This is a genomic window from Megasphaera sueciensis (assembly GCF_050219315.1).
In the GTDB taxonomy this organism is placed as follows: domain Bacteria; phylum Bacillota; class Negativicutes; order Veillonellales; family Megasphaeraceae; genus Megasphaera_A; species Megasphaera_A sueciensis.
The window spans coordinates 1493736-1510748 of sequence record NZ_CP116939.1; the positions used below are offsets into that span (position 1 = coordinate 1493736).

Annotated in this window: 15 protein-coding genes and 1 other RNA gene; 2 read left to right on the forward strand and 14 right to left on the reverse strand. The window is 41.0% G+C overall.

Annotated elements, in window-relative coordinates; all coding sequences use genetic code 11:
* Window positions 1-4 precede the first annotated feature (4 nt).
* The 8 genes from NXG62_RS07210 to ssrS form a co-directional block, all read right to left on the reverse strand.
* Entirely contained in the window at window positions 5-1252 is a 1248-nt protein-coding gene (locus tag NXG62_RS07210) for a competence/damage-inducible protein A (protein WP_427111796.1), read from the reverse strand.
* A gap of 12 nt (window positions 1253-1264) precedes the next feature.
* Complete coding sequence (rimO, locus tag NXG62_RS07215) at window positions 1265-2602, reverse strand: 30S ribosomal protein S12 methylthiotransferase RimO (RefSeq protein ID WP_427111797.1); 1338 nt, start codon at window positions 2600-2602, stop codon at window positions 1265-1267.
* Window positions 2603-3655 carry an ABC transporter substrate-binding protein gene (locus tag NXG62_RS07220; protein WP_427111798.1) on the reverse strand — a complete coding sequence of 351 codons (1053 nt, stop codon included), beginning with the start codon at window positions 3653-3655 and terminating at the stop codon, window positions 2603-2605.
* A 9-nt stretch (window positions 3656-3664) separates the two neighbouring features.
* The gene (locus NXG62_RS07225) at window positions 3665-5548 is read right to left on the reverse strand and encodes a YgiQ family radical SAM protein (RefSeq protein WP_427111799.1); all 1884 of its coding nucleotides are present in this window, start codon (window positions 5546-5548) and stop codon (window positions 3665-3667) included.
* A gap of 9 nt (window positions 5549-5557) precedes the next feature.
* Window positions 5558-5944 (reverse strand): helix-turn-helix domain-containing protein, encoded by a 387-nt coding sequence (locus NXG62_RS07230; protein ID WP_322351584.1) that lies wholly within the window; start codon window positions 5942-5944, stop codon window positions 5558-5560.
* A gap of 62 nt (window positions 5945-6006) precedes the next feature.
* Window positions 6007-8454, reverse strand: coding sequence for a DNA translocase FtsK 4TM domain-containing protein (locus tag NXG62_RS07235; protein WP_427111800.1), 2448 nt, complete (start codon window positions 8452-8454; stop codon window positions 6007-6009).
* A gap of 18 nt (window positions 8455-8472) precedes the next feature.
* Window positions 8473-9789: a replication-associated recombination protein A gene (locus NXG62_RS07240; protein WP_427111801.1), complete on the reverse strand. Its 1317-nt coding sequence runs from the start codon at window positions 9787-9789 to the stop codon at window positions 8473-8475.
* A gap of 74 nt (window positions 9790-9863) precedes the next feature.
* A non-coding RNA gene (gene ssrS / locus NXG62_RS07245) (6S RNA) lies at window positions 9864-10044 on the reverse strand.
* A 143-nt stretch (window positions 10045-10187) separates the two neighbouring features.
* On the opposite strand from ssrS, the gene NXG62_RS07250 reads away from it, so the two are divergent.
* Window positions 10188-10946 (forward strand): HAD family hydrolase, encoded by a 759-nt coding sequence (locus tag NXG62_RS07250; protein ID WP_427111802.1) that lies wholly within the window; start codon window positions 10188-10190, stop codon window positions 10944-10946.
* Between the two features lie 318 nt (window positions 10947-11264).
* On the forward strand, window positions 11265-11426 hold the full coding sequence (locus NXG62_RS07255) for a hypothetical protein (RefSeq protein ID WP_427111803.1): 162 nt from the start codon (window positions 11265-11267) through the stop codon (window positions 11424-11426).
* Window positions 11427-11871: 445 nt separating this feature from the next.
* On the opposite strand, the gene NXG62_RS07260 is transcribed toward NXG62_RS07255, so the two are convergent.
* The 6 genes from NXG62_RS07260 to NXG62_RS07285 are packed head-to-tail and all read right to left on the reverse strand — an operon-like array spanning window position 11872 to window position 16999.
* Window positions 11872-12774 (reverse strand): lysophospholipid acyltransferase family protein, encoded by a 903-nt coding sequence (locus NXG62_RS07260; RefSeq protein ID WP_427111804.1) that lies wholly within the window; start codon window positions 12772-12774, stop codon window positions 11872-11874.
* A 12-nt stretch (window positions 12775-12786) separates the two neighbouring features.
* Window positions 12787-13806, reverse strand: coding sequence for a UDP-3-O-(3-hydroxymyristoyl)glucosamine N-acyltransferase (gene lpxD, locus NXG62_RS07265; RefSeq protein ID WP_427111805.1), 1020 nt, complete (start codon window positions 13804-13806; stop codon window positions 12787-12789).
* A 14-nt stretch (window positions 13807-13820) separates the two neighbouring features.
* Complete coding sequence (locus NXG62_RS07270; RefSeq protein ID WP_322351543.1) at window positions 13821-14240, reverse strand: hypothetical protein; 420 nt, start codon at window positions 14238-14240, stop codon at window positions 13821-13823.
* Window positions 14241-14256: 16 nt separating this feature from the next.
* Window positions 14257-15195, reverse strand: a complete 939-nt coding sequence (locus NXG62_RS07275) for a hypothetical protein (RefSeq protein WP_322351542.1) — start codon at window positions 15193-15195, stop codon at window positions 14257-14259.
* Window positions 15196-15205: 10 nt separating this feature from the next.
* On the reverse strand, window positions 15206-15685 hold the full coding sequence (locus NXG62_RS07280; protein WP_427111806.1) for an OmpH family outer membrane protein: 480 nt from the start codon (window positions 15683-15685) through the stop codon (window positions 15206-15208).
* Window positions 15686-15706: 21 nt separating this feature from the next.
* Window positions 15707-16999, reverse strand: a complete 1293-nt coding sequence (locus NXG62_RS07285; RefSeq protein ID WP_427111807.1) for a hypothetical protein — start codon at window positions 16997-16999, stop codon at window positions 15707-15709.
* Window positions 17000-17013: the final 14 nt, after the last annotated feature.

The window sequence follows — 17013 nt, forward strand, 5'->3', positions numbered from 1 at the left end:
TCTCCTATTCTTTATTTTCTACTAAATACACTACTGCATAATACATCGCACGTATAGCAGCACGCCGTTTAACTTCCGGCCGATCGCCAACATAAATATCCTTATATATTTTCATTCCCCAAGGTCCATCAATGCCTGTATACACCAACCCAACAGGCTTTTCCTCTGTACCGCCTTCCGGTCCGGCAATTCCTGTCGTACTAATAGCAATATCTGCATGATACAGATTTCGGCTTCCTTGCGCCATTTCTCCGGCAGTTTGTTCACTAACAGCGCTGAATCGTTTCAGCGTATCGGCAGCAACGCCTAATATATGATGCTTTACCGTATCACAATATGTCACCGCTGAGCCAAGAAAATAAGCTGAACTTCCTGGAACATCCGTAATATACGAGCCCAAAAGTCCTCCAGTACAAGACTCTGCACAACTAACCGTCCACCCTGATGATATCAACGTTCTGCCCAATACTTCTGCCATCGTTTCCTTATTATATGCTATAACAGACCGATGCAGCCGCTGCCGCAGTTGATGTTCCATCGGCTTTAATAAAACAGCCGCGGTTTCTTCTGTAGCCGCTCTAGCCGTAATACGAAGTTCTACATATCCCGGCTTAGCATATAATGCCAATGTTGGATTAGATTGTCCTTTTACCAAATCCATAACAGCTTGTTCCATATCGCTTTCACCCATATCATATACTTTGAGAATGAGAGACTTGATGCATCCTTGCGAACCAAAGCTTCCCAATAAATAGGGTTTCAATCTATTTTCATACATCCAACGCATTTCCCGCGGTGGACCCGGAAGATGAACAATCAGCTTGCCATTTTGATGAATCGCCATTCCAGGTGCGGTACCAACTTCATTCGTAAAAATATAGGCTCCCTTGGCCGCCATTGCCTGTCTTTCATTATTTGGCGACATAGATCTATGGCGATGACAGAACCATCTTCGAATCTGCGCTTCTAGTTCAGGATGATATTCCATAGGCAAATGTAACACCTTTGCTGCAATTTCCTTTGTCATATCGCCTTGTGTAGGCCCCAATCCACCTGTTGTGACGATTATATCCGCACGAGAAATAGCCGTTTGCAATACTTCTTCCATCCGCTGCGGATTATCACCTACGGTAGTATGATAAATAACAAAATATCCCAATTTATTCAATTCTTCTGATAAAAAACGAGAATTATCATTGACTATTTCACCTAATAGCAACTCTGAACCAGTTGTAACAATTTCAACAAACATAATATCACACCTTTAATCTTCTACTAAATCAGCTACCAAATCATAGGCAAATCCTTGTGCAATTTGCACTGTAACCATATCTCCCGGCTGTAAAGCGCCTGGATTTTCCAAATAAGTTAAGCCATCTACATCAGGAGCTTGTGTTTCGATGCGGCCGACTGCTTGGTGGCGGCCATCTTGTTCTGTTACGTTTTCTATCAGCATAGTGTGAATCGTATTTTCCATTTCCTGATTTCGTTTTTCCGATACCTTCGCCTGAAGGGACATAAGTTTATGATACCGCTTTTCTTTAGTTTCTTCTGAAATTTGATTCTGCATCAATGCCGCTGGGGTACCGTCTTCTCGAGAGTATGTAAAAACGCCTACATCATCAAATTCAAATTTTTCCACAAAATCACAAAGTTCTTGGAATTCCGCTTCCGTTTCCCCAGGAAACCCAACAATGAAAGTGGAACGGAGAGTTAATTTTCTCCCATGTTCACAAAGTTTCTGCATCAGTGTCAAAATATCTTCCTTTGTATCACGACGATTCATTCTTCTTAAAACAGACGGAGAGATATGCTGCAACGGCAAATCAACATAAGGACAAATTTTTTCTTCTTTAATAATAAGTTCCATTAACTCGTCCGTAAAATAATGAGGATACAGATAAAATAAACGAATCCAGCGAAGATTATCAATTTTTACCAGCCGACGCAACAATTCCGGCAATAAGGACTTACCGGCTATATCAACACCATAACTAGTTGTATCTTGAGCAATCAAGTTAATTTCTAAAACACCCTCTGATACAAGCTGCTTTACTTCCTCTACCACAGAAGCCACGGGGCGGCTGCATAAGGTACCGCGTACATGTGGAATAATACAAAAAGTACACCCATTATTACATCCTTCAGCAATTTTCACATATGCGCTATAGGATGGAGTTGTCCGCAATCGTTTCGTTTTATCATCATAAAGATGACTAACATCATCCATATAACAAGTTTTTTTTCCATGACGGGCCATGTCAACGGCATCCCAAATCCGATTCCAAGATCCAGTTCCCAATAACGCATCAATTTCCGGCATTTCTTCCATTAACTGTTTCTTGTATTGCTGGCTTAAACACCCCGTAACAATAAGAGTCTTGCAATTTCCCTCTTTCTTATAACGGGCAGCTTGAAGAATTGTCTGGATAGATTCTTCCTTGGCTTTTTCAATAAATGTACACGTATTGACAATAATAATATCGGCAGCAGAAAGTTCTTCTGTAATTTCCATCTGCCGATCCTTTAAAATACCCAGCATTACTTCGGTATCGATAAGATTTTTTGAACAACCTAAACTAACAAAACCAACTTTTTCCATTTATGATTCCTTTCCAAAACGGACCATCTTAATCCACCAATCCTGCATTTCTTTACGACCTTGTTCTGTATAATTTTTCTGTGCCGGAAACAGCACAAGCTGCTGTCCCTTGGCATCTAATTCATTTCCTTGACGATTTGCTGTATAGTCCAAAAATAAATGATTCTTACGAAGAATATCTATCGTATCTTTTGATAAAAGCCAATCCATAAACTTCTCTGATAACTCCTCATCTTCACAAGTCATAGTAACACCCGCCCCAACAAGCCAGCATGAGGTTCCATCTTGCGGATATAAAATATAAATCGGTGCTGCATCTTTAACAAGCTGCCGCGCCGTTACCGCATCCACCACACCAATATCCGCTTCTCCCGAAGCGACACGCCATGCAGTAGGCGTCATTGATTTAGAATAGACAGCAACATGCCGCTGTATATTTTTAAAATAACGCATAGCATTTTCCTGCCCATGAATTTCCACAAAGGTACAAAGAAAATCTCCGGCAATATCCGTTGCTGCCAAATCAGGAAAAGCAATTCGCACATCTGGATCAGCCACTAAATCATTCCAATTCTGTAATTGCAATCCATGATGAGTATAATAGTCTCTACTAATAACTAAAACCATAGGATCATACCATAATCCCACCCAATATCCATCTGCATCCTTATAAGAGTAATCAACTTGATCTGCAGCCTCTGAAATATATGGCTTCAAACGTCCCTGCTTCGCTGCTGTCTGCAGCAAAGGCTGCACAGCAATAAGAATATCGGGATCAGCTGCTGTATCCTTGCCATCTGCCTTCAGGTAGGACTGTATATCTCCGTCATTTTTAGTTAGAATCTGTACTCGCAAATGAGTCTGTTCATAAAATTTTTTCGCCAAATCATTATTAACATCAACCGGCATATCAGAGTACACGACAAGATGACGTTCCGCTTCCCGAATTCGTTCAGCACGCACTTGTTCCTGTCCTATCCATATATAGTTGCTTAGTCCCAGCAATGCCACAACGAATACCACGATAGCCATGACTGGTAAATATTTTTTCATACTTTCACCTTATTTATTTCTATTCTTCATAAAATTCCGCGGTGACCGGCCAGAATCACCATCTCGCTGATCACGTAAAAGCCGAACCGTATTTCGACTGCGTCGCGGTAAAATCAGGCATTTAAGCCCATATCCGATTAAATCTCGTCGGTTCGTTAAGCATAATGCTTTATATACCATATCATAATTGTCTGGATTTTTATATTGCATCAACGCACGCTGCATCTGTTTTTCCTGCTGTTGTCTGGCAACATATACCGTCTTACCTGTTAATGGATTTATTCCTGTATAATACATTGCCGTAGATAAACTCCCCGGCGTAGGAATAAAATCCTGAACTTGTTCCGGCTGCATATGCATATCCCGTAAAAATTCTGCCAACGTCACAGCATCCTCCAACGTGCATCCCGGGTGACTAGACATAAAATAAGGGACAAGGTATTGCTTCTTCCCTACCTTGACATTTGCTGCCTCAAACCATTTCTTAAATTCGAGAAAAGTCTCAATTCCTGCTTTTCCCATAGTATCCGTCACATGCTTGACAACATGTTCGGGAGCTACCTTAAGTTGCCCGCTGATATGATATTTACATAACTCTTCTATAAATTTCTTATTATGATCTGCTAATACATAATCGTATCGCAATCCCGAACGCACAAAAACTTTTTTTACACCCTTTATTCGTCGTATTTCCCGCAGCAGTTTTAAATAATCAGCATGAGATGTATCCAAATTAGAACAGATATCCTTGCCAATACACTGTTTTTTGCGGCAGGCTCCTGATATCTGCTGTTTAACACATGCCAAATGGCGAAAATTAGCGGTAGGTCCACCTACATCATGTATATATCCCTTAAAATCCGGCAAATGTGTCATTTTCTCAGCTTCTCGAACAAGTGAAGAATGACTCCGATGTTGAATAATTTTCCCTTGATGGCTCGTAATCGCACAAAAATTGCAATGACCAAAACATCCGCGATGGCTAGTCAGGCTAAATTGTACTTCCTGCAGTGCAGGCACTCCGTCAAGGGTATCATAATCAGGATGCCACCGACGAGTAAATGGCAGTTCATAAACCGCATCCATTTCCTCCGTCGTAAGCGGGAGTGCGGGAGGTGTTTGTACAAGGAACCGGTCTCCTGAAGGTTGGACTATCGTTTTCCCATAAAAAGGATCCTGTTCTTCATATTGAATTTTAAAAGCTGCAGCAAAACATTTTTTATCAGCAGCTACTTCCTCATAAGAAGGACAAAAAACTGCCTTTTCTGTGGCCGGCTGTTTGTTGGTAACATAACAAATACCACGAATATTATACATTTCAGCAACATTTTTTCCTTCTGCCAATGCATCTGCAATATCAACAATTTGGTGTTCACCCATGCCATATATCAATATGTCCGCTTTACTATCCAGCAAAATGGAACGCCGGACTTTATTGGACCAATAATCATAATGTGCAAACCTTCTTAAACTGGCCTCAATTCCACCAATAATTATTGGTACATCTTTGTATGCTTCCCGCCAACGATTTGCATATACAATGGTTGCTCGCTCTGGACGATGTCCGGTAATTCCACCAGGAGAATAATTATCACGGTTTCGAAATTTTTTAGCTGCTGTTTTTTCATTCAGCATAGAATCAAGATTTCCTGCCGTAATCAACGCCGCTAAGCGCGGTTTCCCAAGTTGCGTAAAAGGTTCCGCACTATGCCAATCCGGTTGGGAAATAATGCCTACGCGATACCCCCGGCTCTCCAACACACGGCCAATAACCGCTGCCGCGAAGCCGGGATGATCTACATAGGCATCCCCATTAATAAATACAAAATCCAAAATATCCCAACCACGCCGTTTCATATCAGAACGACTGGTAACCAAAAATTCATTTGCCATAATTTTCCTCTAAAAAATCAACCACATACAAAGTAGCAAAAACAGTATAATTCCGGCAACAATCGTAAATTTCTGCAGCAACTTCTGCTTCTCGCGTACTATTACATGCGATCTCTTTACTTTTTTTTTATCTATTGCACGTGTGGAAGGCTTATATTCAACAGAAAAAACACCGGATTTATATTCTTTTACCAAAGCATCTCCATCTAATCCTAAAAAATTTGCATAATTACGGATAAAGCCTTTAACAAATACATCTCCCGGTATCCTATTAAATTCTTCGTTTTCTACTGCAGATAAATATATTTCTTTAATATTAAGTGTATCGGAAACTTCTTTTAATGTTCTGCCTTGCGCTTCTCTTTCAGATTGCAAAATCTTTCCGACAGATGTCAATATGTATCCCTCCTTATACATATACAAGTTTATTATATACTATTTGCGACTAAAAAGGTATCTCATGTCTGTCCGCTAAAAAATTTCCGCTGTACTTCTTCAGCAGGCATCAAAATATCCCGCGCCTTGCTTCCATTACTTGGTCCCACTATCTGCATAGCTTCCATCGTATCCACCAAGCGTGCCGCCCGTGTATACCCAATCCGAAAACGCCGTTGCAACATAGACGCCGAAGCCTGTCCTGTTTCTAAAACCATATTGATTGCCTGTTCCATTAATTCATCTTCAAAAAAAGTGTGTTGTTCCGCCTGTTCTTCTGATTGTGCTTGCTGCACATCCGCATCATATTCTGGTTCACTTTGCTTTTTTATGAAATTTACCATTTGATCAATTTCCGAATCAGAGATAAATGCTCCCTGTACTCGCAAAGGTTTAGAAGCTCCCATGGGATAGAACAGCATATCGCCCTTACCCAAAAGTTTTTCTGCTCCGGACATGTCAAGAATCGTTCTGGAATCCACCTGACTCGATACAGCAAATGAAATACGACTCGGCACATTGGCTTTAATAATACCCGTTAAGACATCAACAGAAGGGCGCTGTGTTGCCAGAACAAGGTGCATCCCACAAGCTCTTGCCTTCTGTGCCAACCGACAAATCGAATCTTCTACGTCCGTAGAGGCAACCATCATTAAATCAGCCAATTCATCAATAATAATAACAACAAAGGGGAATGCTTCCTCCGGATGAAGATGATTATACCGTGCAATATCCCGAGTGCTTGTTTCTGCAAACCGGCGATAACGATTGTCCATTTCCCGCACAGCCCAGCGCAATACACGAGCCGCTTTTTTAGCATCCGTGACAACAGGCGTCATAAGATGAGGAATACCGTTATAATTAGAAAGTTCGACCACCTTAGGATCAATTAAAATCAGTTTCACATCACAAGGCCGTTGTTTAAACAAAATACTGGCAATCAGGGTATTAATACATACGCTTTTTCCTGATCCCGTAGAACCTGCTACCAGTAAATGCGGCATCTTTGTTAAATCGGCAATTACCGAATTACCGGCAATATCCTTTCCTAATCCAACCGGCACGCCCCCTGCTGCCCGCTTAAATTCTTCCGAGTCCAGTACATCTCGCAGATTAACCCCGGCGACCTGCTTATTAGGCACTTCAATACCAATGGCTGCTTTTCCAGGAATCGGAGCTTCAATGCGAATATCCGTTGCCGCCAATTTCAAGGCAATATCGTCAGATAAATGTACAATTTTACTAACTTTAACACCCGCTGCCGGTTCCAGTTCATATCGAGTAACAGCAGGCCCTTTACTGGCATTGACAATTTTAGCATCAATATTAAAACTGGAAAGTGTTTCCTGCAAAATGCGGGCATTGGTGCGAACTTCATCATTAGCTGCGGTAGATACAAGCCGGCCTGGTTTTAAGATAGATATAGGCGGTAAAATGTATGCTTTTTCCATTTCCGCCTTCGGTATAAGCGCTTTTCCTTCTGGAGCCAAATCCACAGCCGTCGGCTGTTTTTCAACTTCTACAGGTTTTAAATCTTCAAGATCTTTTTCAGCAATATCTGTTATACTTTCTCCCTCTTTTTTCGACAGAGACTTTTCAGGTACTTCCTCTAGTATATTTTCCATTGCTATCGTTTTGTCTTCCGTATCTATTCCCTGAATTGCTTTATGCAATGGTACTTGTTTTTCCTTATTGGAGTCTGTTTGATCAAAATTTACTATCTGTACAGGTATTCCTGATAATTCCGTATTTTCTGCCAATGCCGGATTACTTTTTGGCACTTCATCATAATTACCATCCTTCTCCAAATCAAATATTTTATGCTTCTTTCTATTTTCCTGCCATTGCGTTTTGTGTTCCTGCCATTGGCTGTGAATCGATTGAGAAGCAACTTGTATTTCTTCTGTTGCCTTAACAGAAACAGTCGTAACACTTTTAGAGATAGACCATTTTTTCCAAGCCATTACAGTCACTATCATCCCTATTGTCAAAACTAAAAAACCACCAGCCTGTCCAAAAAACTGTCGTAGCAAAACAGCTACCAATCCACCGATCGCACCCCCGCTGATAGACATGACCGCCGGCATAAATTCAGCCCCTTCGGGAACAAAAAATAAGTGTATCATCCCCAGAAACATAATAAACAAGAGTGTTCCCAACGCCCAATTTCCCGTTACCGGGACAGCCTTGCGAAGCATGATATACTTTAATCCCAATACAACCAGCAGCAACGCTGCCAAAATACGCCCAACGCCAAATATATACGCCAGCACATCATCCACAACCGTACCGATGCTGCCCGTATCTACACCAATGATACCAATAGCCGCAAAAAGACCCATAAAAATAAAAACAAGACCCATAATTTCATATTTTAAGAGTGATGGTCCTTGTGTTTTTTTTGTGGTCCGACGTCCTCGCTTTTTGCCGGTCAATTTTTGTGTGCGGTTGGATATTTTACGTTGTGCCATTTTTTCACCTTCCAAAACTTACTTCCCACGACGATGGTTCCAATGTTCCGTCATATTTTTTTCCTGCCCATGATCCGAAGACTGATAATACACTTTATTTCTTAAAGGATTCGGCAAATATTGCTGTTCGACCCACCCCTCAGGATAATCATGGGGATATTTATAATGAATACCGTGTCCCAAAGCTGCGGACCCTTGATAATGACTATCGCGCAAATAGTCAGGAATATCTCCGTAATCCCCCTTTCGAACATCAGAGATAGCGCTGTCAACAGCAACATATGCACTATTACTCTTGGGAGCACAGGCAATATAAATAACTGCTTCCGAAAGAATAATTCTTCCTTCCGGCCATCCGACAAATTGTACTGCCTGGGCTGCAGCATTAGCGACAAGCAAGGCTTGCGGATCTGCCAAACCTACATCTTCAGCCGCACATATTACAAGACGTCGGGCAATGAACGAAGGCTGTTCCCCCGCCTCAATCATTCTGGCCAAGTAATGCAGAGCTGCATCCGGATCTGAACCTCGCATACTCTTAATAAATGCAGAAATAGTATCATAATGAGCATCACCTTTTTTGTCATATGTATAAATTCTATGCCCTACTACTTTTTCTACGATCTCCTGTGTAATTGTACCACGCTGAGGCACCAGCATACAAATTTGTTCCAAAAGGTTAAGTCCCATTCGGGCATCTCGATCTGCATAAGAAGCAATAGTCATAAGCATATCGGTTGTCGCCGTGATTTCCATTTTTCCTAAACCATTAGTTTCATCCTGTAATGCTCTTCGCAAAATAGAAGCCACCGCCTTCTTAGTAAGAGCGGTAAGCTTCATAACCCGTAATCGCGACAGCAACGGACGATTTACCTCAAAATACGGATTTTCAGTAGTTGCTCCGATCAAAATGATTGTGCCATCTTCAACATAAGGAAGTAATACATCCTGTTGTGCTTTATTGAAACGGTGAATTTCATCAATAAAAAGAATCGTCCGTTTTTGATACATACAAACGGCGTCCTTTGCCTCCCCGATCAATTTACGTAATTCTGCCGTTCCGGCGGTAACGGCATTTACTTTAACAAATCGGCTTTGTGTTTCCATCGCAATGACATGAGCCAATGTTGTCTTCCCTACTCCAGATGGTCCATATAATAACAATGAGGGAATTGTATCGCGTTCAATCATTGCCCGTAAAAAACTATCTTTCCCAATCAGTTCATTTTGCCCATATATTTCATCTAACGTGTTAGGACGCATACGTACAGCCAGTGGTTCAAAATGTCCACTGTCCTTCGCATTTGCCATAGAAAATAAGTCGTCTCCGTTCATTTGTTTGCTCCCCATGGTAAATAGAATGCCGCTAAGAATACTCAGCGGCATTTTAATCAACTATATACAAGAAAAGAAGCCCCACCATGCCGTTTATAAACCGAGTTTTGAGCCTGCCTAAGCAGGTGGGTGTCCTCTCATGAGTTCCAACAGTCCTATGCCAGGCATTGTTTTACGCTCACGAAGCCCAGACTCCCAATGTAAAAGATGTTGGTTCAAAACATCGAGACCATTTTACGCACACAGCAGGGTTGCTTCTTGACTACAGTATAATCAAATACATAAAAAAAATCAAGCCTTGACAAATTCGCAGATTCGTATTTCTTTTTTTGTTTTGACAACCTTTAAATTTTAGTTATAATAACTTATATGAAATAACAGAAAGGAATTCCACTTTCATGAAAAAATATTTCTTTTTTGATATCGATGGGACCTTAGCCGTAGGAACAACTAAAGTAATCCCAAAAGATACTATGTTTTGTTTAAATCAATTAAGGCAAGCCGGTCATTTTGTAGCAATTGCCACAGGCCGGCTGCAGTGCGACACCTTACAATTTTCACTACCGTTGCATATCAACTCCTTCGTCGCCGATGGCGGCAACAGTTTGACGTATAATGGTAGACTGCTGGAGATGTCCGGCCTCCCCAGAGAACAAGCTATCTCTTTACTCAAAGATCTTGATGCTTGTCATATTTCCTGGGCTGTCACATTGGAAAATAAAATTATCCGATATACTCGTTCTGCCGCTTTCGTCAATAACGAAAAAAAAAGTTATTTTAAAACAATTGTCTGTCCATTAGATCCTATGAAATTACAGACAATTTACAAAATTTTCTACATAAAACCATCTTATGCTGCTTCTCAACCGCAAAAACATGGTCTTTCCCATATTCCTTATACTGAAAATTCCTTTATCGTTGAACCAGCAGATAAAGCTGCGGGTATTCGCCGCATGATGAAAAAAATCAGTGCTCCCCTGCAGGACGTCGTCGTATTCGGTGACGGATTGAACGATATCAGCATGTTTACTCCTGCATGGTTCTCCATTGCCATGGGAAATGCCTGTCCAGAACTTAAAGAAAAAGCAAACTATATCACAGATACCTGCGATACGGGGGGTATCTTGCATGCTTGTCAAAAACACGGTTGGATATAAATTTTGATTCTATAATAAATGTTGGGGTAAGACTAGACAATCCATTGTCTGCCTTACCCCATTTTGCGTAAAAAGATGGACATAACAGCATACATCCGATACAATCCAAGCGACCAAACCCGATCAGAAAGGACGACGTAGCATGTCCCACTACCATTATATAGAAAAAATGTTCCAATTGATGGTTGCATCAGGAACAGCACCTATGGGGAAAATAAACAGATCTTTTATATAGAGTTTTCTCACATTTCCTGTTTGTGTCCTCAGTGTCATACCCGAACTCCCCGGATTAAAGATTACCGGCAGCAGGAAATCCTATTGGCATGGCTGGACGACGTTCCCCTGTATGCTTCCCTTCATAAATACCGCTATGTTTGTCCCACCTGCGGCCATTCCTTTTATCCCGCCCCCCTTAGTACAACCGTACCAATGACGCAGTCAACGACAGCAGCTCGCCATGATCCGGGAATGCGCCCGTAAACAAAGTTTTACCGATATCGCCGACCGATTCCACGTGTCGGTGACTACCATCCTCCGGTATTTCGACTGCATTTCCTATAGTAAACCTGCTACGCTCCCTGCTATCTTATCCCTAGATGAATTTCGGGGAAACGCACCGGACCAAAAGTACGAAAACGAATTCAGGATGCTGGATTAACAGGATTCAAGTCCCTGCTGTACTCGTTCGCGGATCGGTTTGACGGCATTATTAATGCCATCCGAATTCACTACTCTAATGAATTCATGGAAGGACACCCCAACAAGATAAAAGTATTAGTTTCCGAAATCGTATATTGTTCATGGATGCTGCCACACAACGAAAAAGAGGAACATCCCATTGCATGTTCCTCTTACACATGTGTTACGATTGAACCACCCCAACATTTGACATAGAGCCTTTTTATATTCTCCAAATAAGATTTTGTTAATTGAGCTGTTCTTTTTCCTGCAAGCGCTTTGTCCATTTCCAACGATCATGAAGCCAAAACCAATCCTCTGGATATCGCCGTATATATGCCTCCAGTCGATCATTCAACTTTTGTGTCGTTTCATACATGATTTTCTTTTTTTCTGCTTTAGATAGTTTTTCTCTGCTATCATATGGACGAATCGGCGGTAAAACATTAATAATATGATGATATGGTTTATCTTCATGAATGAACGTAGTAAGAATAGGATAATTATGAATGCCAGCCAATTTAGCCGGCCCATCCGCCGTTAAGGTATCCCGTCCAAATAATTTAACCATAATACCTGATGTCGATGGATCTTGATCCATCAGCAATCCTATATAACAGCCTTCCGATAAAAGTCGTATCATGTCCCGCACACCCGTTTTATATGTAACGTGTTGTTTCATCATACAACGATATTCATTGATAAATTTATCGGCACTATGATTATTCTGTTCTTGTGCAACAGAAATAAGCGGATATCCGTTCATAGCAAGTACGGCACCGAGAAGTTCCCAATTCCCGGCGTGAGATGCCATAAAGATACTACCTTCCCCGCTTTTTTTCAATGCATCAAGATATTCTTTCCCATGAAAAGTAATTTTTTCGTCAAGTTTTTCCTTAGTATACATAGGATAAGATAAAACTTCTACAATCATAGGACCAAACCGCACGCTGCTGGCTCGCGCAATCGCCATTGCTTTCTGCGGATCATCCGTAATTCCACACTCTAGTATCTGACGCTGTGCCAATAACTTACGCCGTTTAGGCACAAAAGTCCAAAAAAATATTCCTAAAAAAGAACCAATGCCACGGCGAATAGTTTCTGGTACATGGCAAATAACATAACTTAAACACTTCATAAAGATATACATGGCATAGCCTCTTTATTTATTTTCCAATTCAGACAGCTTTTTTTCTAAAGCCTTTACACGTTTTGCCATTTCCGGCAAATGTTTAATATAAGCTTCTTGCCGGCTCCACTCCATGTGCGGCCGGGCAGGAAATCCACCATAAATTCCTGGTTTTGTGATATCCCGGGTAATGCCGCTCCTGCCAGCAAACACCGTATCCGAGCAAATGGAGATATGTCCTTTTGTAGCTACTTGACCGGCAAAAGTAACATGATCACCGACAATTGTACTCCCGGCAAGTCCATCTTGTGCAATAATAAAACAATCTTCACCAATTTCACAATTATGTCCCAAATGGACTAAATTATCTATTTTCGTTCCCCGTTTTACTTTTGTACTACCCAGCGTTGCATTATCAATAGTTGTACAAGCTCCGATTTCTACATCATCACCAATTTCCACATTACCAATTTGAGGTATTCGCGTATGTTTTCCATCTTTTGTGGCAAACCCAAATCCTTCCCCGCCAATGACCGCATGTGCCCGTATAACGTCACGGCTGCCAAGAACACAATTTTCATGAATAACTGCACCTGGATATAGCACTGTCTCATCGCCAATAACAACATTATCTCCTATGAAGACGGAGGGATATATAATGCAATGCCTTCCCACACGTACATTTTTACCAATAACAGCATACGCCATAATAGTCGTCTCAGCACCAATAACCGCACTCTCATCTACAATAGCAGCAGGATGAATTCCCACCGTCACAGACTGACGAGGATGGAATAAAACAAGAAGTTTTGAGAAGGCCAGCCGTGGATTCTCTACTATAACCAACGTATTGTCCCCACAAGGAACTTCCTTTTCCACTATGACAGCTCCCGCATGAACTTGTGGAAGATATTCTATATATGGGTCCACCGCAAAGGTAATATCATTTTTTCCCGCTTCTGCCAAACTGCAAATATCTTCCACAACGGTCTCACCGTTTCCGATAACAGTGCCTCCTAAAAATTCAGCCAATTCCTGTACCGTTTTCTTCAATAGTTCCACGTCCTTTACTGCATTTTTTTAATCAAATCATCCGTCACGTCAATTCCGCCCTTTTGGACTGCTTCTGTGTATACTATAGTACCAATATTTTTTTCTTTAGCAATTTCACCTAACTTGCTCTGTACATCATGAACAAACTGCTGCTGCATACTGGAACCGAAAATTTGCAATTCCTGCTGTGATTGCTGTTGTTTTTTCTGATAATCTTCTGCCGACATAGTTTTCTTTGCTTCATTTAATTCTTTTTCCACGGCATCTTGTTTATCTTTTAACTTTTGCTGCAACTGCTGAGCCTGTGGTGCTTCTTTACTTACCCGTGTCATATCCACTACACCCATTTTATCCGCTCCGCCGCAGCCGGCAAGCATCCCTGCTATAAGAGTAATCATCATAAACGCCGTAAAGCGCTTCCATATTTTTTTCATTCTTTAATGCCTCCTGTTATGCCAGCTTGGCAATAATATCATCTGTTACGTCTTGCGCCGTTCCTGTCCCTAAATAATCACTAAAGATCATAGTAATTCCTTGTTCTTGTGCAACAGAAGCAGCTTTTTCTCTGATATCTGCCATAATATTATCCTTTACTTCATTTATTTCTTTTTCTTTTGCGGCAAGTTTATCTTTCCACTCTTTATTCCATATTACCGGTTCCGGTCTATTATCCATATTATTCATATGCTCTTGAAAAAGGTTATAATTTTCCTGCTGCCGCCCATTCAATTCTTGTTTAACCTGTTCTGTATATGCAGCCAATTCTTGCTGCGCCTGTGTTTTATAAGGCGCCATAGCCGAAGCTATTTCGGCTTCTGTCAGTGATGTTTCAACTGTTGCAGCACTTCCTTTAAGCAGTGATGTTAATTGCGATTTTGTTGCAGCTCGCTCTTCCGCACTAAGGGAAAGTGTCTCTAATTTCAGCTTTAAATTAATAATTTTCAACTCATTTTCTTTAAATCTCTGTGGCTGCAGCTCCTTTTTTGTTTTTAACAATTCTTGATATTTTTTCTGCAATCCCATATTCAATTCATTTTCTTTTAAAGCAACACGGGCATTCAGTTCTTGATCAAGGGCGGCAGACATCAACGCTGCATTGCTACCGATACTCTGAAAAGCCTGATCCTGAACTACCGCTTTTTGTGAATAATTCCACTGTTCAAACTGATACTGGGCAATCATCGCATTATATTGCAATTCCAGATGGTGATATTTACTATATTCCGGATGACTCATCATAATATGCTCTATATCTGCATATGCATAAACAGGGCCGGCAGTTCCAGTATTCTGCACGCTGCCTCCCCGATTGTGCAAACCCATATACCCCGCAAAAAGAAATCCCACAACAAGGACTGCACCGACGACTGCAACATATATCCGTTTCATAGAATCATCCTTATTTCGATTCACTCAAGTTTTTCGCAACTTGATCAGTAATATCCGTACCACCATACAATACAACGCGTTTATCTACAACAAGGCTTAACCCCTTTGTACTTGCTACACTGTTAACAGCATTATCAACTTTGTCTTTCAGTCCTTTTTGAATTTCTTCCTGCTTTTTAGCCATTTCACCCTGCATAGTTTGATACAACTGTCCTTTTTGTTCATCATTCATGCTGGCTGATTGTTCCTCAAACTTTTTCTGCATATCCTGAGATGCCTGCTGCATTTCTTTTTGTGCATTCTGCAGATCCGCATTATCCGGAGCAAACACCTTGCTCATGTCTACTATTCCAATATTGCTAGAAGGTGCCGCATTTACAGGATTACCCATCTGCATTACAGCAATGGCTGCGATACTCAAAACAAAAATCAGTGCTACCGCCGCCGAAAAAATTTTAACATTCTTTTTCTTACCCATTTCTGACATCATTATTACATTTCCCCTTTTCTTTTACAAATAGCCTATTACCCGAAGCCACCTATCATGGTCGGATATGATATATTCAAGGCTGACATATTCATGAAGTTTATAAGAAAGACCAAACTCATTATCCCGATTGGTAAGATCCCGATCATAACGGACTCCCCACCGATTGCCTAAGTTTTGTTTTAACCAAAGATGATTGCTTGTATCTTCTGTTTCAAATTGATATCCTAACGTTGTTGTTTTGCCCCATCGATAAAAATATCCAGGAATAAAATCCCATTTTACAGAAGAAGGTTTAAATTCTACTTCACTGAAAAACTCATGATGCTGCCCTACTTTCCGTCCTATATGAGCCATAATCACCGTATGTTCGTCTGATATATCCCTATTATGATATTTATCATTACGGTTCATATCGATGTATGCACCTGCCTGAATATCATAAAAATCTGTTTCCGATTTTAAATGAATCTCTAGATTTTCACCGATAGCAACAGTGGGTATCACACGAAGTTTATATTGTTTAATAACCCATTGCTTAGCAAGCGTTTTTTGCAAATCAGTTAAAATATCACGCTCATGACGCCGCACGAAAGTAATTGGCAGCCCTTCAAGTCCCGCATATTTTTGTTCTATATTTTTCCGCGTATTCAGAAAAATTACTTTTGGCAGGTTTTCAGCATCAAGAATAACATTGACATTGCGAATAACAGGAAGCTGCGGCATTAAATAAATTTGCACCTCCGTATGGATTCCCGGTGTAATGACAATGTGCGGATAGAATTCAGGAAGCATACCGGTCAATTCATTTTCCAATACCGATTTTACAACTCCATTAGCCCAATCCAGTGAATCTACAGGCAGCCCAACCAATAAATTTTCCACCATAGGCTGAATATCATGGAGATCACCTGCAGCCATCTGTACTCCCATACTTGGCAAAGAACCATAATCAACAGTGACATTCACCGTATGAATTGTATCTCCCCACGGACGAACCCGTACTGCCATTATAGTATCAGGTCCCGCTGAAATAGTTATATCATCAACAGTATACCCAATCAGCACCCGATTAATAATATCATCAACCACTCTTTTATAAGAGTCAGCAGACGCATTTATTTCAGCATCATCTTTATCAAGAAAAACATGGTTACCTACTGTCTGTATGCTAGCCGCAATTCGTTTCTGCACTAGCAGGGGAATAGGCGCCTCCGCCGATGTCACTTGAACAGTTACATGCGTAACCGGTGCCGCTAACGCATTACCGGCACCGATAAGAAAAACTAAACCTGCCAATAGATACGAGCGGATCATAATCCTCCCCACCT